This window comes from Flavobacterium cerinum (genome assembly GCF_024496085.1).
GTDB classification, from domain to species: domain Bacteria; phylum Bacteroidota; class Bacteroidia; order Flavobacteriales; family Flavobacteriaceae; genus Flavobacterium; species Flavobacterium cerinum_A.
Genome location: NZ_CP101751.1, coordinates 3,904,148 through 3,928,432, shown reverse-complemented (window position 1 = coordinate 3,928,432; position 24,285 = coordinate 3,904,148). Strand labels below are relative to the sequence as shown.

The 24,285-nt window shown below is 37.5% G+C and carries 19 protein-coding genes; 12 read left to right on the top strand and 7 right to left on the bottom strand.

The window, feature by feature from the left end; all coding sequences use genetic code 11:
* Positions 1 to 10: 10 nt before the first annotated feature.
* A complete protein-coding gene (locus NOX80_RS17840; RefSeq protein WP_256551165.1) occupies positions 11 to 694 on the bottom strand; it encodes a cell division ATP-binding protein FtsE in 684 nt (227 codons plus the stop codon).
* A gap of 197 nt (positions 695 to 891) precedes the next feature.
* On the opposite strand from NOX80_RS17840, the gene NOX80_RS17835 reads away from it, so the two are divergent.
* The 12 genes from NOX80_RS17835 to NOX80_RS17780 all read left to right on the top strand — a co-directional run bounded on the left by NOX80_RS17835 (position 892) and on the right by NOX80_RS17780 (position 18,375).
* Positions 892 to 3,906, top strand: a complete 3,015-nt coding sequence (locus NOX80_RS17835) for a tetratricopeptide repeat protein (RefSeq protein WP_256551164.1) — start codon at positions 892 to 894, stop codon at positions 3,904 to 3,906.
* 41 nt (positions 3,907 to 3,947) lie between these two features.
* Positions 3,948 to 5,702 (top strand): TonB-dependent receptor, encoded by a 1,755-nt coding sequence (locus NOX80_RS17830; protein ID WP_256551163.1) that lies wholly within the window; start codon positions 3,948 to 3,950, stop codon positions 5,700 to 5,702.
* Between the two features lie 91 nt (positions 5,703 to 5,793).
* Positions 5,794 to 6,243, top strand: coding sequence for a GreA/GreB family elongation factor (locus NOX80_RS17825; protein ID WP_256551162.1), 450 nt, complete (start codon positions 5,794 to 5,796; stop codon positions 6,241 to 6,243).
* Entirely contained in the window at positions 6,244 to 7,875 is a 1,632-nt protein-coding gene (locus tag NOX80_RS17820) for an amidohydrolase (protein ID WP_256551161.1), read from the top strand.
* A 5-nt stretch (positions 7,876 to 7,880) separates the two neighbouring features.
* On the top strand, positions 7,881 to 8,117 hold the full coding sequence (locus tag NOX80_RS17815) for a DUF6576 domain-containing protein (protein ID WP_256551160.1): 237 nt from the start codon (positions 7,881 to 7,883) through the stop codon (positions 8,115 to 8,117).
* Positions 8,118 to 8,360: 243 nt separating this feature from the next.
* Positions 8,361 to 9,980: an asparagine synthase B gene (asnB, locus tag NOX80_RS17810; protein ID WP_256551159.1), complete on the top strand. Its 1,620-nt coding sequence runs from the start codon at positions 8,361 to 8,363 to the stop codon at positions 9,978 to 9,980.
* A 227-nt stretch (positions 9,981 to 10,207) separates the two neighbouring features.
* On the top strand, positions 10,208 to 12,148 hold the full coding sequence (gene gyrB / locus NOX80_RS17805) for a DNA topoisomerase (ATP-hydrolyzing) subunit B (protein ID WP_256551158.1): 1,941 nt from the start codon (positions 10,208 to 10,210) through the stop codon (positions 12,146 to 12,148).
* Positions 12,149 to 12,305: 157 nt separating this feature from the next.
* Complete coding sequence (gene mdh, locus NOX80_RS17800; RefSeq protein WP_256551157.1) at positions 12,306 to 13,241, top strand: malate dehydrogenase; 936 nt, start codon at positions 12,306 to 12,308, stop codon at positions 13,239 to 13,241.
* Between the two features lie 139 nt (positions 13,242 to 13,380).
* Positions 13,381 to 16,338 carry a protein translocase subunit SecDF gene (secDF, locus tag NOX80_RS17795; RefSeq protein ID WP_256551156.1) on the top strand — a complete coding sequence of 986 codons (2,958 nt, stop codon included), beginning with the start codon at positions 13,381 to 13,383 and terminating at the stop codon, positions 16,336 to 16,338.
* Positions 16,339 to 16,510: 172 nt separating this feature from the next.
* Positions 16,511 to 17,218: a MotA/TolQ/ExbB proton channel family protein gene (locus tag NOX80_RS17790; RefSeq protein ID WP_371926064.1), complete on the top strand. Its 708-nt coding sequence runs from the start codon at positions 16,511 to 16,513 to the stop codon at positions 17,216 to 17,218.
* Positions 17,219 to 17,223: 5 nt separating this feature from the next.
* A complete protein-coding gene (locus NOX80_RS17785) occupies positions 17,224 to 17,619 on the top strand; it encodes an ExbD/TolR family protein (protein ID WP_256551155.1) in 396 nt (131 codons plus the stop codon).
* Between the two features lie 69 nt (positions 17,620 to 17,688).
* The gene (locus NOX80_RS17780; protein ID WP_256551154.1) at positions 17,689 to 18,375 is read left to right on the top strand and encodes a hypothetical protein; all 687 of its coding nucleotides are present in this window, start codon (positions 17,689 to 17,691) and stop codon (positions 18,373 to 18,375) included.
* Positions 18,376 to 18,425: 50 nt separating this feature from the next.
* Here NOX80_RS17780 and NOX80_RS17775 read toward each other — a convergent pair whose 3' ends face one another.
* From NOX80_RS17775 to NOX80_RS17750, 6 genes are all read right to left on the bottom strand, one after another.
* Positions 18,426 to 19,871: a hypothetical protein gene (locus NOX80_RS17775; RefSeq protein WP_256551153.1), complete on the bottom strand. Its 1,446-nt coding sequence runs from the start codon at positions 19,869 to 19,871 to the stop codon at positions 18,426 to 18,428.
* A gap of 197 nt (positions 19,872 to 20,068) precedes the next feature.
* Positions 20,069 to 20,824: a triose-phosphate isomerase gene (gene tpiA / locus NOX80_RS17770; protein WP_256551152.1), complete on the bottom strand. Its 756-nt coding sequence runs from the start codon at positions 20,822 to 20,824 to the stop codon at positions 20,069 to 20,071.
* Positions 20,824 to 21,324, bottom strand: coding sequence for a TlpA family protein disulfide reductase (locus NOX80_RS17765; RefSeq protein ID WP_256551151.1), 501 nt, complete (start codon positions 21,322 to 21,324; stop codon positions 20,824 to 20,826). Before NOX80_RS17765 ends, tpiA begins: the two co-directional genes overlap by 1 nt.
* A 58-nt stretch (positions 21,325 to 21,382) precedes the next feature.
* On the bottom strand, positions 21,383 to 22,459 hold the full coding sequence (locus NOX80_RS17760) for an ABC transporter permease (protein ID WP_256551150.1): 1,077 nt from the start codon (positions 22,457 to 22,459) through the stop codon (positions 21,383 to 21,385).
* A gap of 14 nt (positions 22,460 to 22,473) precedes the next feature.
* Entirely contained in the window at positions 22,474 to 23,577 is a 1,104-nt protein-coding gene (locus NOX80_RS17755) for a BT_3928 family protein (protein WP_256551149.1), read from the bottom strand.
* Between the two features lie 81 nt (positions 23,578 to 23,658).
* Complete coding sequence (locus NOX80_RS17750; protein ID WP_256551148.1) at positions 23,659 to 24,201, bottom strand: DUF1599 domain-containing protein; 543 nt, start codon at positions 24,199 to 24,201, stop codon at positions 23,659 to 23,661.
* Positions 24,202 to 24,285 lie beyond the last annotated feature (84 nt).

The window sequence follows — 24,285 nt, the reverse complement described above, 5'->3', positions numbered from 1 at the left end:
GCTAAAAGAATTAAACCGTACGTTGAACTACCTCAAATAAGGTTTTGTCTTCACATTTTAAAGTCTTGGAAGGATATTTCATCAATAAGGCATAGTCGTGAGTTGCCATTAAAATGGTTTTACCGTTTTGGTTGATTTTTTTCAAAACCTCCATTACTTCCATGCTGGTTTGCGGATCCAGATTTCCGGTTGGCTCATCGGCAAGAATCAACTCCGGGTCATTTAATAAAGCACGGGCAATAGCAATACGTTGTTGCTCACCTCCTGATAGTTGATGCGGCATTTTATGTACAAAATTACGCATACCCACTTTGTCCAGCACTTCCTCAATCTGTACCTGCATTTCCTCTTTTTCTGCCCATCCGGTTGCTTTTAAAACAAACTCAAGATTGTCGTGTACGTTACGATCCGGAAGCAATTTGAAATCCTGAAAAACAATACCTAATTTACGTCTCAAATACGGAATATCCTTTTCTTTTAACGCCTTTAAATCATAATCTACAATCGTTCCTTCGCCTTCTGTTAAAGGTAAATCAGCATATAGCGTTTTCATAAAACTACTTTTCCCGGAACCGGTTTTCCCAATGATGTAAATAAATTCACCGTTTTTTACTTCCAGATTGATATGGCTTAAAACAGCATTGTTTTCTTGATATATGGTTACGTCTGTAAGGGAAAGAATCGTTTGTGACATAATTTAGGAATGTTTATTTTGGTAAAAATAAGAAGTTAAGCGAGTTCGGCAAAATTTAATGTGAAAATTACGGCAATTTTGTTTTCGTAAGAAATTATTTGGTTTGGTTTTTGAGGGAAACCTTTGCAATAAACAAAACCGGACAAACGTTAATACCAGTATATTTTGATATATTTGGTTTTTTAAAAAAAGTAACAATGCGAAAATTAGATAGGCTATTATTTATTTCCTTAACGCTCGGTGCGATGAACCTGGCGGCACAACAATCGAACATCTATACGCACGATTTGGTGGATTATCAAAAAGCGTTGTCGCTATACAAAGACAAGCAGTATCAGGCTGCTCAAATTCTTTTTGACAAAGTAAAGAGTGCTAATAACAGCTCGGAAGTAAAAGCTGATTGCGCTTACTACAGTGCCAATTGTGCTATCCGACTGGAGCAATCGGGCGCTGATCAGATGATGGAGAATTTTGTCGAAAATTACCCGACCAGTACCAAGCAAAATCAGGCATATATCGAAGTAGCACATTATTACTTTGAACAGGCTAATTATGTTCAGGCGCTGAAATGGTTTGATAAAGTTGATGAAAATGCCATGACTTTGAGCGATAAGGAACGCTATAATTTTCAAAAAGGCTACTGTTACTTTACAGCTAAAAACAAAAAAGAAGCCGAAAAATACTTTAATAAAGTTGCTAATTCCAAAGAATACGGATCACAGGCGAAATACTATTTGGGGTATATGGCTTATGAAACCGATAACTATAAAGATGCAACGCAATATTTCGATCAGGTAGCGGATAAGGACAAATACAAAGAGAAAATGTCCTATTTCCAGGCGGATATGAATTTTAAACTGGGGAATTTCCAAAAGGCAATTGACTTAGGAATTCCGCAATTGTCAAAATCGGATGCCAATGAAAAATCGGAATTGTCCAAAATTATCGGGGAAAGTTATTTTAACCTGAAACAATACGACAAGGCTTTACCGTATCTGACAGAATACAAAGGAAAAAAAGGGAAGTGGAATAATACCGATTTTTATCAGTTGGGATATGCCTACTATAAGGCCGGAGATTATGAAAATGCAATCGCGCAGTTTAATAAAATCATTAACGGTCAGGATGCTGTAGCGCAGAATGCCTATTACCATTTGGCAGAAAGTTATCTGAAAACGGATAAAAAACAACAGGCTTTAAACGCATTTAAAAATGCATCGGAAATGGAATTTGATGCCAAAATTCAAGAAGATGCGTATCTGAATTATGCAAAATTAAGCTATGATATCGGAAACCCGTACCAAAGTGTACCGGAAGTGTTAATGGGATATCTGAACAAATATCCGAATACGTCCTATAAAGCAGAGATTGAATCGCTATTGATCAACTCGTATATCACCTCAAAAAATTATAAAGAAGCATTAGTTTTACTTGAAAAGAGTAAAACACCGGAAAATAAACTGGCCTATCAAAAAGTTACTTTTTACCGCGGACTGGAATTGTATACCGATGGTAATTACAACGAAGCACTAGCTCTTTTTAAAAAATCGATAGCAGAACAACGGGACGCTAAATTTACAACCCGTGCCATATTCTGGAAAGCAGAAACGGAATATGTTTTAGGACAGTTTGGTGATGCATTAATCAGCTTTAAACAATTCCTGGGGAATGCAGAAGCTAAGAATACTCCGGAATATAAAAATGCAAACTACGACCTGGCTTATACTTATTTTAAGCAGAAAGAATACGAACAGGCTGCAAAATACTTCCAGGAATACATCAATATCGCAAAAGATGACAAAGTGCGTTTGAATGATGCTTATCTCCGAATGGCTGATTGTTACTTTGTGACAACCAAATACTGGCCGGCGATGGAAGCTTATAATAAAGCCATCGAATTAAAAAGTGTAGATGCGGATTATGCGTATTTCCAAAAAGCAATTTCGTACGGATTTGTGTCGCGTAATGATAAAAAAGTGGAAGAGTTAAATGCTTTCCTGAAAGCATATCCGAAATCAAAATATGCGGATGATGCTTTGTATGAAATGGGGAATACATATGTAACGCTAAACAATACGGAAAAAGCATTACAGGCATATGATCGTCTGATCGCTGATTATAAAGACAGTTCCTATTCGGCAAAAGCCATTTTAAGACAAGGACTGATTTATTATAATGCGGAAAAAGATGAACAGGCATTGGCAAAACTAAAAAAAGTAGTAGCTGAATATCCGAGAAGTCAGGAAGCAATGGAAGCGGTTTCGACGGCACGTCTGATCTATGTGGATAGCGGAAAAGTAGACGAATATGCAAGCTGGGTAAGAACCCTTGATTTTGTTGATGTAACGGATGCTGATTTGGATAAGACTTCTTATGAAGCCGCTGAAAAACAATATTTGCAAAATAATCTGAAACAGGCGATTTCCGGATTTACAAGTTATCTGGCGAGCTTTCCGAACGGAATTTCAGCATTAAAAGCGAATTTCTACCTGGCTCAGGCTTATTTTGCTGAAGGTTTAGGAAGTAATGCTGTACCGAATTACGAATATGTGATCGGAAAATCGAGAAATGAATTTACAGAACAGTCTTTGGCGCGTTTGTCGGAGATTCATCTGAAGAAAAACGATTATGCAAAAGCGATTCCGGTTTTAAAACGATTGGAAACAGAAGCGGATTTCCCGCAAAATGTAACCTTTGCACAATCGAATCTGATGAAATCGTATTACGAGCAGAAAGACTATCCGAATGCGGTTATTTATGCAGATAAAGTACTCGCGAATACTAAAATTGAAGATCGTATTAAGAGTGATGCCCAGATTATCGTAGCCCGTTCGGCCATCAAGTCGAATGATGAGGTAAAAGCAAAAGCGGCCTACGCAAAATTACTCACTATAGCTAAAGGTGAGCTTGCCGCGGAAGCATTGTATTATGACGCATACTTTAAAAATAAAGACGGTAAGTTTGAAGCTTCCAATACTGCAGTTCAGAAATTAGCCAAAGATTATTCCGGATATAAATATTTCGGAGCTAAAGGATTGGTGATCATGGCGAAAAACTTTTACGGATTAAAAGATAGTTTTCAGGCCACTTATATTCTGGAAAGTGTGATTAAAAACTTTAGTAACTATCAGGATGTAGTGGAAGAAGCTAAAAAAGAATTAGACTTTATTAAATCGGAAGAAGCGAAACGTAACTCCTCTATCACAAATTAACAGGCGGAGTGCCCTTTTTCTTAATAGTAAATATGCAGCATATGACAAAGACCATTCAATATAAAATCGCACTACTTCTGCTTTTGGCAGGAAGCCAGACCTTATTCGCACAAAAGAAAGATGAAAATCTGGGAACGGAAGTAGTGAACGTAGTAAAACCGTATACGCCTACCATTTCGGATGCTTTTAAAGTGAAAGAAACGCCAACAATCGATGATGAGGATAATACGCAGAAAAAAGAAATTCAATACAATATTTTCTCGTTTCCGGTAGCTTCTACCTTTACACCGTCTAAAGGAAAAGCAGCGGGTGTAGACAAAGCGCAAAAGGAAAAATTATATAACAACTATGCCACTCTTGGATTTGGTAATTATGCCGCAGTTAACGGTGAACTTTTTATTACCAAAAATTTGAGTAATAATGAGTATGTGGCCGGAATGTTCCGACATATGTCATCGCAAGGCGGAATTAAAGATGTATTGCTGGATGATAAATATTCCAATACGTCTCTGGATCTTACTTACGGAAGTAAACAAAGAGATTTTGACTGGAATGCCGATTTAGGATACCAACACCAACTTTATAACTGGTATGGATTACCAACGGAATTCCTGACTTTTGACGATAATATGATAGCTGCCATCAATCCGCAGCAAACCTATCAAACGTTAAAATTAGGCGCCCGGTTGGGAATGAAAGATAGCTATTTCAATGAGGCATCATTGCAGTTTAAACGATTCTGGGATGCAAAAGGTAGTGCTGAAAACCGCTTTTTTGTGAAACCTTCAATTGATTTCGAATTTAAAGAAAACAAATTTAAAGCTGATTTTGTAGTAGATTATGTAGGCGGAAATTTTGAAAAAGATTACTTCAATCTGCCGGAAAGCGAAATGAAATATAGTTATCTGACTTTCGGAGTACAACCGAGTATCATCTTAAAAGAAGGCGATCTTTCGGTTCAGGCCGGAGCGGGACTTTTCTATAATATGGGAAAACTGAATAACGAAAGTGAAGGTAAATTTTATATCTATCCGCAGGTAAAAGCATCCTATAAAGTCGTGGGCGATGTTATGATTGCTTACGCCGGTGCTGAAGGTGGTTTAAAACAAAACACCTATGCTGATTTCGTAGGAGAAAACCAGTTTGTTGCTCCGAATCTGGTAATCGCGCCAACTAGCGAACAATATGATATTTATGTTGGGTTAAAAGGAAAATTAGCGAATAATGTTGCTTATAACGTAAGAGGTTCTTATAAAAGTGACGACGATAAAGCGTTCTTTAAAAGCAATGTTTACGATACGGCTAATACGAATACTGAAGGTTACATCTATGGAAATTCGTTTAGCGTAGTGTATGATAAGTTAAAAACAATCAGTTTCTTCGGAGAATTGAAAATGGATTTTTCCAAAAACGTAACATTCGGAATCAACGGTACATTTAACAGCTTTACTACTGATTTGGAACAGGCGTGGAATATGCCAACCGTAAAAGTAGGTGCTGATTTTGATTTTAATATCACGGAAAAATGGTACGCCGGAACCAATGTTTTCTTTGTCGGAGAACGAAAAGACCAGTTTATGTATACGGATATCGCTTTAACGGAACCGCAAATCAAAACGGTTACATTAGATAGTTATTTCGATCTGAATGCGCATGTCGGGTACAAACACAACGAGCGTCTTACAGCTTTCCTGAAAGCAAACAATCTGGCTAGCCAGAATTACCAACGCTGGCTTAATTATCCGGTGCAGGGATTCCAATTCCTGATCGGTGCCAGTTATAAATTTGACTTTTAATTAAAGTGTTCAAATAAAAAGGGAAAGCCTGCAAAGCATATTGTTTTTGCAGGCTTTTATTTTGTTTCTTTGTGGATTATTACGGAATAAAATGACATTTAAACAGAAAATCGTAGACCATCATATGGTACTGCTTCAGGATAAGATTGACGTATTTAAAGATATGATTTCCGGTTTAACGGAAGATGCTCAAAATGACGCTAAAGGATCGGCCGGTGATAAACACGAAACCGCTTTGTCGATGATGCATCTGGAACAGGAAAAACTAAGCACTAAACTGAAAGAAGCGATTCAGATGCGGTCGGTTCTGGAAAAAATTGATACGACTTTGGAAACTTCAAAAATTGCCGTTGGAAGTGTGATTAAAACCAATGGGATGTATCTGTTTATGAGTGCAGCTTTACCTAAAATCAGTATTGACGGAATCAATGTAATTGCACTTTCTCCTCAGTCACCGTTGGGGGTAAAACTAATGGGAGCCGGTGTTGGTGAAACTTTTGAAATCAATACTTCAAAATACACAATCGAAAATATAGAATAGATGAAAATAAAAAATACATTTTTGAGCGTTTGCTGTTTGGTAACGGCTTTTGTAAGCGCACAAAAAAAGCAGGAAGTCGATCTGATTGTTTCGGACGCTAAAATCTATACCGTCAACAAAGATTTTCAAACTGCGGAAGCCTTTGCTGTAAAAAACGGAAAAATTATCGGAATCGGAACAAAAGCGGATATTCAGAAAAAGTTTTCATCTAAAAAAAGCCTGATCGCCAAAGACAAATATATCTATCCCGGATTCTACGATGCGCACGCCCATTTTTATGGTTTGGGCATGAATATGCAGGCTGTTAACCTGAGAGGAACAAAAAGCTTTCAGGAGGTAATTGAACGAATACAAGCGTTTCAGAAAGTCAAAAAGCATACTTTTATAATCGGAAGAGGATGGGATCAGAATGACTGGAAAGACAAAGAATTTCCGGATAAAGAATTATTGGATCGCTATTTTCCGGATGTTCCGGTGGTATTAACCCGTATCGACGGTCATGCGATGCTCGTAAATAGTAAAGCATTGGACTTGGCGGGAATCACTATTAAAACCAAAACATCAGGCGGACAAATTGAAGTGAAAAACGGAAAATTAACCGGTATATTAGTCGATAATCCGATGGAATTGGTATCCGCTATTATTCCGAAGCCGTCCCGACAAACGCAGATTAATGCGTTGTTAGATGCGCAAAGGGAAATGTTTAAATACGGACTGACGACAATTAATGAAGCCGGTTTGGATCGGGATATTATCGATTTAATTGATAGCTTGCAACAGGAAAATAAACTGGATATTAATATTTACGCAATGGTGATGGCCACGCGCGAAAATGTAGATCATTACACACAACTCGGAATTTATAAAACGGACAAGTTGAATGTGCGATCGTTTAAATTTATGGGAGACGGCGCTTTGGGATCAAGAGGAGCGTGTTTGCATCAGGCTTATTCGGACAAACCGAAACAGTTCGGAGCCTTATTGTCACCGATTCCGACCATCCGGGAAATAGCACAACAGATTGCGGATTCCGATTATCAGATGAATTCGCATGCCATCGGAGATTCAACAAATACCGTGCTTTTGAAAATTTATAAAGAAGTGCTACAGGATAAGCCGGATCGGAGATGGAAGATTGAACATGCTCAGATTATGCGGGAAACGGATTTTGACTATTTTAAGTTAGGAATAATTCCGTCCGTTCAGCCAACACATGCTACTTCAGATATGTATTGGGCGGAAGATCGTCTGGGTAAAAAAAGATTACAATATTCGTATGCATATAAAACAATGTTGCAAAAAGCCGGGTTGATTGCATTAGGAACCGATTTTCCGATCGAAGAAGTGAATCCGATGTATACTTTTTATGCGGCTGTGGCACGAAAAGATCTTAAAAATTATCCGGAAAACGGATTTCAGATGGAGGATGCCTTAACACGGGAAGAAACGTTAAAAGGAATGACAATCTGGGCGGCTTATTCGGATTTTGAAGAAAATGAAAAAGGAAGTCTTGAAGTCGGAAAATGGGCTGATTTTGTAATCTTTGATGCCGATATCATGACGATGGATATTGATGGAATACCTTATACGGAACCGGTTAATACCTTTGTTAAAGGAACACAAGTAAAATAAAAACGATGATAACAATAGCAATACTGATTTTTGTTGCCGGACTTGTTTATGCGGTCATACGAATTACAACACCTAAAGCGTCTTCTAAAGCGCAGAATTATACGTTGGATGAACGGTATAATGCGGCTAAAGTCGAAAAACAAAAGGAAATTGATCGTATTTTGGAGAAAATAAATAAAAAAGGAATAGCATCCTTAAGTAGTCATGAAAAGGAACTATTGGATGACTATTCCCGAAAGTAAAAGACACTTTCATAAGTAGAAAGCCCGGAATTATCCGGGTTTTTTGTTTTTAAAAAGGAATGCGGATACGACCAACTTATAATTTTTAATTCAATTGCGGTAATCTGAATGGTTTAAATTACTAATTGATATTAAAAAGTTGTTTTATGTTTTAAAATGAAACTAAAATTAAGTTTTTTGTTTTTATTTAAAATTGATATAGGCAATTTTGTCACGTATTAATAACCATTTAAAGAAAAAGTTATGTGCGGGATATTAGCAGTTATAGGAAAAGGAGTTGATGCGGATTTGGTAAAACAATTATCAAAAAGAATGTCGCATCGCGGTCCGGATGAAAGTGATTTACATATCACCGAAAAAGGATATTTTTTAAGCCATGAGCGTTTGTCAATTGTAGATTTACAAACCGGAAAACAACCGATTCAGGGAACCGATTCGGCCTGGATGGTGCACAATGGTGAAATCTATAACCATCAAAAACTTCGTGATACCGTATTAAAACACCATACTTTTCGTACGACTTCCGATTCTGAAGTAATTGTTCATTTATATGAGGAATACGGTTATGAATTTTGTGATATGCTCGATGGGATTTTTGCTTTTGTTGTGATTGATGGCGATGATTTTATTGCAGGACGTGATCCGTTGGGTGTAAAGCCTTTGTATTACGGAATTGATGCACATGGAACCGTATATTTTGCTTCTGAAATGAAAGCATTGGCAGATCAATGTAAATCATTTGCTGCCTTTCCTCCGGGACATTATTACACGCCAAAAACAGGATTTGTAAAATATTACCAACCACAATGGGAAGATGCCGGAAAAGCAGTAGAAGAACTTGATTTGTCGGCTATCCGTGAAACGTTAACGGAAGCGGTACGCAAACGATTAATGAGTGATGTGCCAATCGGAGTGCTATTGTCGGGAGGACTGGATTCATCGTTAACATCGGCTATTGCTTCACGTCTGATGGCGAAAACGAAAGGACCGAAATTGCATTCGTTTTCGATCGGTTTGGACGATCAGGCGCCTGATGTGATTGCAGCTCGTGCTGTAGCGGATTATTTAGGAACTGAACATCATGAAGTGTATTTTACTGTGGAGGAAGGAATCAAAATTCTGGATAAACTGATCTGGCATTTGGAAACCTATGATGTAACGTCTGTAAGAGCCAGTACGCCAATGTATTTTCTGTCAAAAGCAATAACCGATTTAGGAATAAAAGTAGTGCTTTCCGGTGAGGGAGCAGATGAGATATTTGGGGGGTATCTTTATTTTAGAAATGCTCCGTCAGTAGATGAATTTCAGAAAGAAACCATTGAAAGAGTACAACGATTAGCAACCGCCGATTTGTTACGTGCGGATAAATCGACAATGGCACACGGATTAGAAGCCAGAGTTCCGTTTTTGGATAAAGCTTTTTTAAACCTGGCCATCAAAATCAAACCGGAAGAAAAACAACCGGCGACCTACGGCGGTGTCGAAAAATACATTTTGAGAAAAGCATTTGATACACCGGAAAAACCGTATTTGCCGGATAGTGTTTTGTGGCGTCAGAAGGAACAGTTTTCAGATGGTGTAGGTTACAACTGGATTGATAAATTGATAGAATACGGTACGGCTCAGGTAACGGATGAAGAATTGGAAAAAGCAGCGGAGTTATTCCCGCATAATACGCCAACAACCAAGGAAGCGTACTATTACAGATCTGTTTTTCATAAACATTTCCCACAGTCAAGTGCGGCTAAAACCGTGCGAAAATGGATTCCGAAATGGCAGGAAAATCAGGATCCGAGCGGAAGAGCGAACAAAGCACACGTTATGGCTGATACCAAAATTGCAACCCAAAAAGTAAAAGTATGATTTTTCATATATGATTAGTTTGTTTGTTTGAAAAGCACCGAAAATGTATCGGTGCTTTTTTATTTTCATAAGTGAGAGAAATAAATAAAAAGTAAGAAAATTAAGAAATAAATAAAAGTTTTTGTTGATAACTTACGGCTATTGCGGGTTATTTTTAGTGTATTATCCTTTGCGTTTTCATATATTTGCCTGTTAGACGAAAAAATACATTTTTTAGAATATAAATTATGAGCGAAGAAGTTAAGAAAAACAATTATTCGGCAGACAGTATTCAGGCGCTTGAAGGAATGGAGCACGTAAGAATGCGTCCTTCCATGTATATTGGAGATGTAGGAACAAGAGGTCTTCACCATTTGGTTTATGAGGTGGTAGATAACTCGATTGACGAAGCTCTTGCCGGACATTGTGATACTATATCGGTAACAATCAATGAGGATAATTCCATTACTGTTGAAGATAACGGGCGTGGTATTCCGGTTGATATTCATAAAAAAGAAGGTGTTTCTGCATTAGAGGTTGTAATGACCAAAATTGGTGCAGGAGGTAAATTTGATAAAGATTCCTATAAAGTATCCGGAGGTTTACACGGAGTTGGGGTATCGTGTGTGAATGCGTTATCCGATCACTTGAGAGCTACGGTTCACCGTGAAGGAAAAGTATACGAACAGGAATACGAAAGAGGTAAAGCAATTTACCCGGTAAAACAAATAGGTGAAACGGAAAAAAGAGGTACGATTGTAACCTTTAAACCGGATAGAACCATCTTTACACAAACTACGGAGTATTCTTATGATACATTAGCGGCGCGTATGCGTGAATTGTCGTTCCTGAATAAAGGAATTACAATTACGTTAACCGACCGTAGAGAAACGGATAAAGACGGAAATTTTGCAGGAGAAACATTTCATTCGAAAGAAGGATTGAAAGAGTTTGTTAAATTCCTGGATGGAAACCGCGAACCGATCATTGGTCACGTAATCAGTATGGAAACGGACAAAGGTGAGGTGCCGGTTGAAGTAGCGTTAATCTATAATAACAGTTATTCCGAAAATATCTTTTCATACGTAAATAATATCAATACGCATGAAGGAGGAACGCATCTTCAGGGATTCCGTAGCGGATTGACCCGAACACTTAAAAAATATGCGGATGCATCCGGTTTATTAGAGAAATTAAAATTCGAGATTTCCGGAGACGATTTCCGTGAAGGTTTGACAGCGATTGTTTCGGTAAAAGTATCGGAACCGCAATTCGAAGGGCAAACCAAAACGAAATTAGGTAACCGTGAAGTAGTGTCGCCGGTAAGTCAGGCAGTAGCTGAAATGCTGGAAAACTACCTGGAGGAAAATCCGAATGATGCTAAAATAATTGTACAAAAAGTAATTCTGGCTGCGCAGGCACGTCATGCTGCTAAAAAAGCGCGTGAAATGGTACAGCGTAAAACCGTTATGGGCGGTGGAGGATTACCGGGTAAACTATCCGATTGTTCGGAACAGGATCCGGCAAAATGTGAGGTATTCCTTGTCGAGGGGGATTCCGCGGGTGGAACGGCGAAACAAGGTCGTGACCGTGCATTCCAGGCAATTCTTCCGTTACGAGGTAAAATCCTGAACGTAGAAAAAGCAATGCATCATAAGGTATTTGAAAACGAAGAGATTCGAAATATCTTCACAGCATTGGGAGTTACTATCGGAACTGCGGAAGATAGTAAGGCGTTAAACCTTGAAAAACTACGTTATCATAAAGTGGTGATCATGTGTGATGCCGATGTGGACGGTAGCCACATCTCAACGCTGATCCTGACGTTCTTCTTCCGTTATATGAAAGAACTGATTGAAAACGGATATGTATATATTGCAACGCCACCTTTATATATGGTGAAGAAAGGAAATAAAAAAGAATATGCATGGACGGATGCACAACGTGATGCGATCTCTGAAAAAATGGGCGGTGGAACCGGTATCCAACGTTATAAAGGTCTTGGAGAGATGAACGCGGAACAGTTGTGGGAAACAACAATGAATCCGGAGTTCCGTACATTGCGTCAGGTTTCTATTGATAGCTTGGCAGAGGCAGATCGTATTTTCTCAATGTTAATGGGAGATGAGGTACCGCCGCGTAGAGAGTTTATTGAGAAGAATGCAGCATACGCTAAAATTGATGCGTAATTAACAGATAAAAAAAAGATGTCGAAAGGCATCTTTTTTTGTTTACCGGAAGTTTAAAAATGTGTGATTTTTTTTAGTCGTGTATTTTGCGTACATAAAATTTGTATATTGGGTAACTCAATAAAAAAATTAATTTAATACTTATTTACCAAATATTATGAAAGTAACAATAGTTGGCGCAGGAAATGTAGGAGCAACTTGTGCAGATGTGATCTCTTACAGAGGAATTGCAAGTGAAGTGGTATTATTGGATATCAAAGAAGGTTTTGCAGAAGGTAAGGCTATGGACATCATGCAGTGCGCAACAACAACAGGATTTAATACAAGAGTTTCAGGAAGTACAAATGATTATTCTAAAACAGCGGGAAGTGATGTAGTTGTAATTACTTCCGGTATTCCGAGAAAACCGGGAATGACGCGTGAAGAGTTAATCGGAATTAATGCCGGAATTGTAAAATCGGTAGCAGAGAATGTGTTGAAATATTCTCCGGACACTATTATAGTAGTGGTTTCTAACCCGATGGATACAATGACTTATCTGACGTTAAAAGCGACAGGTTTGCCGAAAAACAGAATTATAGGTATGGGAGGTGCATTGGATAGCTCTCGTTTTAAATATTATTTATCAAAAGCATTGGATAAACCGTCTAACGATGTTCAGGGAATGGTTATCGGAGGTCATGGTGATACAACGATGATTCCGTTAACACGTTTGGCATCTTATAACGGAAGTCCGGTTTCAAGTTTCCTGTCACAGGACGTTTTGGATAAAGTAGCGGCCGATACAATGGTTGGCGGAGCTACGTTAACCGGTTTATTAGGAACTTCAGCCTGGTATGCGCCGGGAGCATCTGTTGCTTTCCTTGTGGATAGTATCTTGAATGATCAAAAGCGAATGATTCCATGTTCGGTATATTTGGAAGGAGAATACGGGCAAAATGATATTTGTATCGGTGTGCCGTGTATTATCGGTAAAAACGGAATCGAAGAAATCGTAAATATTGATCTTAATGATGCGGAAAAAGCACTTTTTGCTAAGAGTGCCGATGCTGTCAGAGCAATGAACGGTGATTTGAAATCAGTTTTAGCATAATCAATTCAGAAGAAATAAAGGAAGGCTGCGCAGAGCAGTCTTTTTTTTTGATAATATTGGCAAATTAATTGGTTAATCTTTTGGTAAATTATATATTTGCTCGTTTTTGAAAAAAATGAATAATTAATATTTAGTAATAATGCAGAATAAAGGACTCATTAAATTTTTTGCAATACTTTTTGCACTGGTAAGTATTTACCAGCTATCCTTCACATTTGTTACCAATAATATAGAGCGTAAGGCGAAAGTCTTTGCAAATGGAGACTCTAAAAAAGAGTTGTCTTATTTGGACTCTATTGGTAAAGAAAAAGTTTTTTTAGGTCATACTTTTAATGAAGTAAGAGCTAAACAAATTAATAAAGGTCTTGACCTAGAAGGAGGAATCAACGTGATTCTTCAGATTTCGGTTAAAGACGTATTGAAAGGATTAGCGAATAATTCTAAAAATCCAGTTTTCAATAAAGCGCTTGCAGAAGCAACTAAAAACAGAGAAGGTAACCAAAGTTATTTGGACGCTTTCTTCATCGCTTTTGATAAAGAATCGAACGGAGGAACAAAATTGGCATCACCTGAAATTTTTGGAAACAGAAACTTAAGTGATGTTATCAAATTTGATATGTCCGATGCTCAGGTAAAAGCCGTTCTTAGAAAAAAAGTGGAAGAGTCTGTAGAAAGTGCATTCCGTGTATTAAGAGAGCGTATCGACAAATTCGGTGTAACTCAGCCAAACATTCAGAAATTAGGAGAGTCAGGAAGAATCTTAGTAGAGCTTCCGGGAGCGAAAGATGTAGATCGTATCACAAAATTATTACAAAGTACAGCTCAGTTAGAGTTCTGGGAAACTTATAAAGTAGACGAAATCGGAAACTTCCTTTTAGCAGCTAATGAAGTTTTAAAGAAAACAGAAAAAGCAACTGTTGAAACAAAAGAAGCTCCGAAAACATCTGAAATCGATTCATTGTTAACGAATAAAGCAACGGATTCTGCCGCTGCTAAAAAAGGAAACAATCCGTTATTGGATTTAGTAGTAGGTGGCGGACAACAAGGAAGTCCGGTATTGGCTTACTTTAATCCAAAAGATACTGCAAAAGTTAATGGATATTTAAAAAGAGACGATATCCGTTCTTTATTACCGGCAGAGCAACGTTATGTTCGTTTTGCATGGGGTAAATTAAATCCGAAATCACCGAACGTAGTAGAATTATATGCTTTAAAAGCAAACAGAGAAGGTATTCCGCCATTAAGCGGAGGTGTTATTACTGATGCAAGAGAATCATTCGACCAAATGGGACGTCCGTCTGTAACCATGCAGATGAACGCAACAGGAGCGAAGAAATGGGAAGAGTTAACAGGAAAAGCGTATACACAACAAAGCAATATTGCTATTGTATTAGATAACATTGTGTACTCCGCACCGGGAGTTTCTTCCGGACCAATTGCAGGAGGACGTTCTGAAATTTCAGGTGTATTTAACGTAGCAGAAACAAAAGACTTAGCAAACATCTTAAGAGCAGGTAAATTACCGGCATCTGCAGAAATTGTACAGTCAGAAGTTGTAGGTCCGTCATTAGGACAAGAAGCTATTGATAACGGTATCACATCATCATTAGTAGGTTTATTATTAGTATCATTATGGATGGTATTCTACTATGGTAAAGCAGGATGGTATGCAAACGTAGCTTTAGCAGTGAACTTATTATTCTTATTCGGAATCTTAGCTAGCTTAGGTGCTGTGTTAACATTACCGGGTATCGCGGGTATCGTATTGACAATGGGTACTGCGGTGGATGCGAATATCATTATCTACGAAAGAGCAAAAGAAGAATTGCGTTTAGGTAAATCACTAGACGAAGCAGTTCGATTCTCGTTTACATGGAGAGGTGCGATGTCATCGATTACCGATGCTAACGTAACACACGTATTAACCGGTTTGGTATTATTGATCTTCGGAACAGGACCAATTAAAGGTTTCGCAACAACATTATTGATCGGTATCTTTACTTCATTGTTTACATCAATCTTCATTACAAGAATGTTGTTAGACTGGAGTGTAAGCAGAGGAAATAAATTAGAATTCTCAACGGCAGTTACTAAAAACTGGTTTACAAACTTCCACTTTGACTTCTTAAAAATCAAAAAATGGACGTACTTATTCTCCGGATTAGTAGTAGTAGTAAGCTGTATTTCTTTTGCAATTAACGGATTAGATGAAGGAGTTGACTTCGTTGGAGGTAGAACTTTCCAGGTGAAATTCGAAAAAGCAATTGAACCATCTGAAATTGCAGATGCATTATCAAAAGAAGAAGTGTTCGGAAGTGCAGAAGCGAAAATATTCGGTGATGCTAACCAGTTGAAAATTACAACAAAATATAAAGTTCAGGAAACAAGTTCTGAAGTAGATAAAGAGGTAAATGAGAAGTTATACAATGCTTTAAAACCTTTCTACTCAAACAATATTACTTATGATAAGTTTATCAATACATTCGACGGTAAAAAAATCGGATTATTACAAGCTTCAAAAGTAAGTGCAGCTGTTTCTGACGATATCAAAACGAACTCGTACTGGGCTGTATTAGGATCTATGGCAATTGTATTCGTTTATTTAATGATCTCTTTCCGTAAATGGCAGTATTCATTAGGAGCGATTGCAGCGGTAGCACACGACGTAATCTTTGTATTGGGTATCTACTCACTTTGCTACAAGTTTATGCCGTTCCACATGGAAATGGATCAGCACTTTATCGCGGCTATCCTTACAGTAATCGGATACTCAATGAATGATACCGTAATTGTATTTGACAGAGTACGTGAATACCTTGCCGGTAATACAAAAGGTCATTTCAACGATATCGTAAATAAATCGATTAATACTACATTATCAAGAACAATCAATACATCATTAACATTATTATTAGTATTGTTAATCATGTTCATCTTCGGAGGTGAGTCAATCCGTGGATTTATCTTTGCGATGTTAGTAGGTATTACAGTGGGTACATATTCTTCATTATTTATCGCTACACCGGTACTTTGTGATACGGTTACGAAAAAAGAAAGAGAAGAAATTGAAGTACGTCACAATAAGACAGAAGAATAACATTTTTTTCAAAATAGAAGAGGCTCGCAATTAGCGGGCCTTTTTTTATGCGCTAAAATTTTTCAAAACAAAATACGCTTTCCGCCTAAATTTCGTTATTTATGGTATAGTAGTTGCTATTTTAAAAAGCAAATACTTATATTTAACCCAAATAAAAACGAATTTGTAGAACATGATTTTTAATTTTTTGTTGCAAGCTAACCCGGTTCCGGCAGAACCAGTTGTAAATGAACCAGTAGTGGCGAATACAGCGATAGAATCCGTTAATTTCTTCCAGTTGATCATGAAAGGTGGGGTAATGGTAATCCCGATTTTCATTTTATTCTTCCTGACATTATACATCATTATCGAACGTTATTTGTATATCAAAAAACAAACTAAATTGGATAATTCGCTGATCAATGAATTAAAATACCAGTTAAATTCCGGTAATATACAGTCGGCTGCGATGATTTGTGATAAAGCAAATACAGCTTACGGAGCGGTATTGCGCAACGGTGTGAATACAATCGGAAGACCTATCAATGAAATTGATTTGGCTTTGGAGAAAAGTGCCAATATTGAAATGGGGTTAATGGAGAAGAAACTAGGTTATTTAGGAATCGTAGCAGGTATTGCACCGATTTTAGGATTTATCGGGACAATTTCCGGGGTAATTAAAATTTTCTATACGATTTCGATAACGGAAAATATCAGTATCGGTAACATTTCCGGCGGTTTGTACGAAAAAATGATCAGTAGTGGTTTAGGACTAATTGTAGGGGTTATTGCCTATGCAGCGTACCACTTTTTCAATATGATGATCGACCATTTTTCACTGAATATTCAGCGTCAGGGATTGGAATTTATCAATGTAATTCAACAGCCTAATAACAAATAAGCCCAATGAGAATTAAAAGAAATAGACGTTTTCACGCCGAAGTAGCATCCTCTGCTTTGAGTGACATCATGTTCTTTTTATTGCTGTTTTTCCTGATTATATCAACATTGGCAAATCCGAATGTAATCAATTTGATGTTACCTAAGGCAGAAGCAAAGGAAACAACAAACAAACAATACATCAGTCTTTCCGTTACAGAAGATAAACACTATTTCGTTGATAAAAATGAAGTGCCTTTTGACGAATTGGAAGCGAAATTGCTGGAAAAATTAGGAACGCAAAAAGAACAAACGATAGTAGTGCGAATTCCGTATAACCTACAAGTGCAGGATTTAGTTGATCTGTTACAAATTGGTGTTCGGAATAAATTGAAATTTGTAATCGCAACAGCGAAAAGTTAACATAATAACAATAAAATAGAAGAAGTGGTTTTAGACCACTTTTTTTATGAACAGAAACGTCTGAAAAACATGAAACAACTTGTATTATGGCTTTTGTTGTTTGGAAGTATCCCGAACCCAAAAACACCATTTCAGGAAGTATTTGAAGAACGGTTTACAAATGCCCGTTTAAAGCATTGGAATCAGGTTAACGGGACTTGGGAAGTTAATCGGGATGAAAAGCTTGTAAAAGGGATTAAAAATAGTGATTGGGCTATTTTGACCGCAAAGAAAGAACTGCCGGCTAATTATGTGCTGACCTTTTCAACTTTAGTAACGCCTTCATCCAATCTGTTTGAGGTAATGCTGAATGTACAAAAGGAAAAATATCTGGGTATTTTATACAATCAACTTGAAAGCAGAGTGGCTATAGAAGATCGTTCGTTGTTTTCGAATCCGGAAAAAGAAAGAAGTTATATCCGAACAACCGGACATATCGGAAAATTACCTAAAGTGAAAATTCCGATGAAAGAAGAATGGCTCGACTGGAAAATACAAAAATCCGGAAATCAATTTTTTGTATGGATTAATAATGAAGAAATCATAAAATTTACAGATTCTGAAAGAATCGTTCAAAATAATGGAAAATTCGGTTTTGCTGTAAACGGAACGGCTCAGCTAAAAAAGGTCACTTTATATAAGATCAAAAAAGAAATTCCGATGGAACAATTCGTCGGGAAGCCTTATGAAAAGCCGTTTTTCCTGTTTTCGGAATAAAAAAATGCCCGGTGTAAACAACGGGCATTTTTAATGGGGGATGTTAATTTTTATTCGCAATCATTATATTCGTTAACAATATTAATTAGATTTTCTGAATTTTTCAAATCAAAAGCTCCTTTTTTTATTTCAGCGGCTAATTTTTTACAACCTGAAAGGTACTCGGCAAGTTGTACGGTCAGTTTTTCATTATTTCTTTTATCGATCATTTGACCTTCCGACTTGTTTTTTAATTTGATCACAAAACGATCGTCTTCAACCGGATCAACCAAAACACTATTGCCTTTGCTGTTATGGATTACTTCATAAAAATAAGCATTGTTAAACCCTAACGACATGGCGTTGGATAATTTTTTCATAGCGTCGCCTTTTACTTTCATGCCTTCGTAACCGGTTTCGCTTCCATCGCTGTTTTTAACAAAAAAGCGTACATTGTCTTTTGCTGATAGCGTTATTGTACGTTCCTTGCCTTTTTCATTTTTGTATTTAATCGAAACGTTTTTTCCGTAATTGTCAATTGCATCGACTACCTGAGTATCACCGGTCTGGTTGATATCCAGTTTTTCAAATTGAGCCGTGATAATTCCGTCATAACGCGTTCCTTTTTCATCAAAGGCATATCCGTTTACATTATAGATATTACGACTGCGTTCTTTTGCCAGTTTGATCTTTTCGTTCATCAGATTGCGGTTATAGCTTTTTGCCTGATGCCCTAAAGTAATATCGCGGTAAACCAATTCTTCGATAAGTTCTTTGACGAACGAACTGTTATCCGGACCGGCAAAACGTTTTTCGGCCGGGTATGTAAATTTACTGTCATTAAAAAGAGTAACCTCTACATCATTATTCATGTTACCTGTAGCTCTGGCTGTTGCCACCTGAACATTATCCAGATCATATACATTTACGGTATTATTATTCCCGAAAGCGGTATAAGTAGACGACATTGCTTTTCCTACGATATTCGTTCCCGCTGTACCGCCAAACATAATCGTACCGTCATTTTTAACAAACGGGCGGTAACGCGCTACTTTTTCCTGTTTATCTTTTTTAGAAGAAACAACTTCCATTTTGGTTTTTAAGGTTTTGTCGCTGATGCTTTCTCTTTGCGTATTAAAAAAAGCATCAATTTTTGACTGATTAAATCCGTTTTCATCAAACAATTCATATTTAGCTGAAAGTAAATGAAACATAATACGAGACGGACTTAATGAGTTGATCAAAACTTCATACGGGATTTCCGTTTTTTTGGACTCATCAGCGGAAGTCAGAAGTAACCATTGATTCAGGATAGTTTTGCCTTCCGACATTCCTTTGTATTCAACGGTAAATTGTTTGTTGCCTTTTAGATCAAATAACTGATATTGATCGCGAACGGGTTCTTTAAAAATAGCCACTTCTTTTTCGTCAATCAGGATACGATCCTTTTTGGTTTTTAATTTTTGCGAGAATGCAAGAAAGGGGAGAAGTAAAAGGATTAGAGTAAATTTTTTCATAAAATTGTTAAATTGATTGGTTGTTTGTTGGTTTGTTTTCAAATATAATAGAAAAAATGTAATATATTGGGTTTTAAATGTTAAGCAAAAAAGTATTTTCTACTACGTCATTCGAAACGGTTCTCGTTGGGATTTGGATAATAAAAAAAGGCTGCCTGATTTAGGCAACCTTTCAAATATATTGTGCGTATGGATTATTACGAAACAGCGTTTACAATTGCAGCAAAATCAGCTGCTTTTAGAGCTGCACCGCCAATTAAACCACCGTCGACATCCGGTTTGGAAAAAATTTCCTGAGCATTATCCGGTTTTACACTTCCGCCATATAAAATGGAAACATTTTCAGCAACTTCAAGACCGTATTTGTCTTCTACAATCTGACGAATAAAACGGTGCATTTCCTGCGCCTGATCCGGAGTGGCGGTTTCGCCGGTTCCGATTGCCCAAACCGGTTCGTAAGCTAATACGATATTTTCCCAGGCTTTGGCATCCAGGTGAAATAATCCGTCTTTTAGTTGGTTTTCCACAACGTTAAAATGCTGTTTGTCCTGACGGTCTTTTAGTTCTTCTCCAAAACAGAAGATAACACGCATTTCGTGCTTTAAAGCGGTATCTACTTTATTTGCTAACAACGCGTCGGTTTCGTGAAAATAGGAACGTCTTTCCGAATGTCCCAGAATCACGATATCTACTCCGATGTTTTTTAGCATATCGGCAGAGATTTCACCCGTAAAAGCACCGCTTTCAGCCTGATGCATGTTTTGTGCCGCTACACCGATATTGGTAAATTCCAAATGTTGTACCGCAGAAGACAGATTTACAAACGTAGGTGCTACAATAATTTCCACTTCTTTATCAGATGGTAATTTCTCGATCAGTTCGTTTAATAAATCTTCGGTTTCATATGCATTTTTATGCATTTTCCAGTTTCCTGCAACAATACTGTGTCTCATTATTTTAAAGTTTTTAAAGTCGTAATCAGATTTTCATCGTCGGCTTCAATGGCTTTGAACAAGGCAATTTTTCCCTTTTTATCTACAACCATGTAGCGCGGAATCCAATCCAGTTTTATTGATTTTCCGAACGCTCCTTTCATACCGTCGGTAAGTAGGTAATGTTCTCCTTTTACATTGTATTTTTCGATCCCTTTTTTCCAGGCTTCCGGTGTTTTGTCGGCCGAAATAAATAGATATACCACATCGGTAAACTGTTGTTGCAGGTTAACTACTTTCGGCATTCCTTTGATACAATCCGGACACCATGATGCCCAAACATCAATTACAACGGTTTTTCCTTTGTATTTTTTCAGCACGTCTTTAAAGGTGATTTCCTGACCTTCCAGGCTTACCATTTTATAATCCAGACTTTCTTTTGCGAATTCTTTCGGCGTTTGAGCATTTGTACAGGCGATCGACAAGAACAGCATCAATGCCATGGCTACTATGTTTTTCATATCAATTTTTTTTAGTTTAATCGGTTATAAAAGTATAAAATCTTCTGTGAAGAAAATGTTATTGTAATTTGATTTTAGGATCCAGATAGGCATAAATAATATCCACCAGAATATTGATCACGACAAAAGTAGTCGCAATCACTAAAACAGCTCCCATAATTACGGGCAGATCCAAGGTGTTTAAGGCGTCCACAATTTCTTTTCCGAGTCCGTTCCATCCGAAGATATATTCCACGAAAACGGCACCGGCCAACATGGAGGCAAACCATCCGGAAACAGCTGTTACTACGGGATTTAATGCGTTTTTTAGAGCGTGACGTTTAATTACCTGAATTTCGCTTAATCCTTTGGCTCTGGCCGTTCGGATATAATCCTGGCTCATTACTTCCAATAAGGAGTTTCGCATTAATTGGATTACAACACCTAACGGACGAATACCTAAAACAACCGCCGGCAGTATAATATTTTTCCATTGGATATAGGTTCCGTTTCCGAAATCATCGACTTCGTATAAGCTTCCGGTCATATTCAAATGGGTGTAACGATGTAAAAGGAAACCGAAAAACCAGGCAAAAAGTATGGCGCTGAAAAAGGAGGGAATACTCATTCCCAGCGTACTTACCAATGCAATTACGCGATCCAGCCAGGTGTCTTTATAAACAGCGGATACTATTCCTAATACAATTCCGATTAAAATAGCGATTACAATGGCAAAAAAGGCAAGAATCACGGTATTCGGTAGCGTATCACCAATGACCTGAGTTACTTTTTTTCCGCTTTTCTGGAAGCTTTCTCTAAGGTAAGGCGATTTTAAAACCACTTGCGTATTTCCGACAGAAAACAGTTGTAATGCATTGTATTTACCTTCTGATAAAAAGGTATAATCGGCACTGTTTTTACTGTGAAATGAGATAGGTGACAAGTCGTTTAAGTAATATAAATATTGTGTCCCGATCGGTTTATCGAAACCGTATTTCTTTTTAACCAGAGCAAGTTGTTCGGAGTTTTCATTTTGATCAAGCATCATTCTGGCCGGATCCCCCGGAAGTACATTAAATAAAAAGAAAATCACTGTTATCACTCCGAAAAGTGTTAACAGTGCATATCCGGTTTTATGGATCAGGTAACGTATCATCGAACGGCGATCGCTTATTTTAGAACGACATCATCAATATCATTCCAGTGTGCTTTCTGTACTATAGTTCCTTTTTCCAGTACTACAATACTCGGGTTGGCTCTTTCGATGGTTTTTAAAGTAGTTCCGTCACAGAAATAATAATCAAATGTTAGTTTGTTTTCGGCTTTTACTTTTTTGATAACCTCCTCATTTGAAGCGGTCATTCCAATTACTTTATAACCTTTGGCACTTGCTTTTTTATAGAATTCCTCTACTTTTTCTAAGCCTTTTTTGTTGGCTTTATTCATATCATAGGAAATAAACATGATCAGTTTCGGTTCATTTAGCATCGCTTCTGTAAAGCTTTCTCCGTCTTTTTCGATTGTAAAATCATGGATAGGCGGTTCGTACCCTTTTGTGATTAGTTTATCATCACGACGAACAAATTCGGCACCTTCCGGTAGATTCATCAGTTGTTTTTCGTTGAAATTCTCTTCTTTTCCGTTTACTTTATACACGAAATTCATTTCATATACGGAACGCGGAGCTCCTTCCGGAATTTCCATTCCCTTTTGAATGTTGGTTCCTACTTTATACGCTCTGAAATCTTTTAACGGTAAGTGATTCAAAACATAATAGCCCATAAAAAGACATAGTGAATAGCTTACAAATACAGTCAGTGCGCTTACGGTACTGTTGAATAATGGTTGTATCAACTTCTGATTAAAGAACAGAATCAGGATAAAAAACAAGAGTACGATATCTTTGGTAAACGATTCCCACGGTGTTAGTTTTAAGGCGTCACCAAAGCAACCGCAATCAGTAACTTTATTGAAATAAGCCGAATAGAACGTAAGGAACGTAAAGAAAACGATCATTAGTAAAAGACTCCACATTGTAAATTTCGGTTTAAAACCGATAAGGAGTGCAACACCCAGTACGACTTCAAAAACAACTACAAAAACAGCAATTATCAGTGCGTAGGGAATAAAAAAAGGAAGATTTAAAACGTTTTCGGCAAAATATTCTTCCAGTTTAAACGAAAATCCCATCGGGTCGTTTAGTTTGATTAAGCCGGATATAATGAATAATACACCTACAAATAGGCGGGAAAAATGAACTAAAAATTTCTTCATAACGGTAACTACTTTTTTCGGTTTCGTAAATATAGGTAAGAACCTTTGGGGTTGACTGTTAATATTTCTTAATTAACAGGATTATACGGCTTTTCCCAAATGGATAAGGGCAAAAACGGCATAATTCAACATGTCCTGATAATTCGCATCAATACCTTCTGAAACCAGGGTTTTTCCTTTATTGTCCTCAATTTGTTTAACGCGCAATATTTTCTGTAAAATCAGATCGGTCAGTGAACTTACGCGTAAATCCCGCCAGGCTTCTCCGTAATCGTGATTTTTGGCTTCCATCAGGTCTTTGCAGATTTTTACTTTCGCATCATATAAGGCTACGGCTTTCTCCACATCCAAATCCGGTTGATCCGCAACACCAAGATCCAACTGAATCAGCGCCATAATCGCATAATTGATGATGCCGATAAATTCGCCGGTTTCATCTTCGTCAATTTTACGAACTTCATTTTCCTGTAAACTACGGATACGTTGGGCTTTGATAAAAATCTGATCGGTTAGTGATGGTAAACGCAAAATACGCCATGCACTTCCGTAATCTCTCATTTTATTGCTGTAAAGGCTGCGGCAAATGGAAATAACCTTGTCAAATTCCTGGGAGGTATTGCTCATTTTCTATGTATCTTTGTGTGATAATTTTTTCAAAAGTAAGGAATTTTCCGGACAAAAGGGGAAAGACCTGCCGACCTCCGGATT

Bases quoted from the DNA above. Each gene is read 5' to 3' on its own strand.
- NOX80_RS17840 (WP_256551165.1), bottom strand. From the start codon at position 694: ATGTCACAAACGATTCTTTCCCTTACAGACGTAACCATATATCAAGAA.
- NOX80_RS17835 (WP_256551164.1), top strand. From the start codon at position 892: ATGCGAAAATTAGATAGGCTATTATTTATTTCCTTAACGCTCGGTGCG.
- NOX80_RS17830 (WP_256551163.1), top strand. From the start codon at position 3,948: ATGACAAAGACCATTCAATATAAAATCGCACTACTTCTGCTTTTGGCA.
- NOX80_RS17825 (WP_256551162.1), top strand. From the start codon at position 5,794: ATGACATTTAAACAGAAAATCGTAGACCATCATATGGTACTGCTTCAG.
- NOX80_RS17820 (WP_256551161.1), top strand. From the start codon at position 6,244: ATGAAAATAAAAAATACATTTTTGAGCGTTTGCTGTTTGGTAACGGCT.
- NOX80_RS17815 (WP_256551160.1), top strand. From the start codon at position 7,881: ATGATAACAATAGCAATACTGATTTTTGTTGCCGGACTTGTTTATGCG.
- asnB (WP_256551159.1), top strand. From the start codon at position 8,361: ATGTGCGGGATATTAGCAGTTATAGGAAAAGGAGTTGATGCGGATTTG.
- gyrB (WP_256551158.1), top strand. From the start codon at position 10,208: ATGAGCGAAGAAGTTAAGAAAAACAATTATTCGGCAGACAGTATTCAG.
- mdh (WP_256551157.1), top strand. From the start codon at position 12,306: ATGAAAGTAACAATAGTTGGCGCAGGAAATGTAGGAGCAACTTGTGCA.
- secDF (WP_256551156.1), top strand. From the start codon at position 13,381: ATGCAGAATAAAGGACTCATTAAATTTTTTGCAATACTTTTTGCACTG.
- NOX80_RS17790 (WP_371926064.1), top strand. From the start codon at position 16,511: ATGATTTTTAATTTTTTGTTGCAAGCTAACCCGGTTCCGGCAGAACCA.
- NOX80_RS17785 (WP_256551155.1), top strand. From the start codon at position 17,224: ATGAGAATTAAAAGAAATAGACGTTTTCACGCCGAAGTAGCATCCTCT.
- NOX80_RS17780 (WP_256551154.1), top strand. From the start codon at position 17,689: ATGAAACAACTTGTATTATGGCTTTTGTTGTTTGGAAGTATCCCGAAC.
- NOX80_RS17775 (WP_256551153.1), bottom strand. From the start codon at position 19,871: ATGAAAAAATTTACTCTAATCCTTTTACTTCTCCCCTTTCTTGCATTC.
- tpiA (WP_256551152.1), bottom strand. From the start codon at position 20,824: ATGAGACACAGTATTGTTGCAGGAAACTGGAAAATGCATAAAAATGCA.
- NOX80_RS17765 (WP_256551151.1), bottom strand. From the start codon at position 21,324: ATGAAAAACATAGTAGCCATGGCATTGATGCTGTTCTTGTCGATCGCC.
- NOX80_RS17760 (WP_256551150.1), bottom strand. From the start codon at position 22,459: ATGATACGTTACCTGATCCATAAAACCGGATATGCACTGTTAACACTT.
- NOX80_RS17755 (WP_256551149.1), bottom strand. From the start codon at position 23,577: ATGAAGAAATTTTTAGTTCATTTTTCCCGCCTATTTGTAGGTGTATTA.
- NOX80_RS17750 (WP_256551148.1), bottom strand. From the start codon at position 24,201: ATGAGCAATACCTCCCAGGAATTTGACAAGGTTATTTCCATTTGCCGC.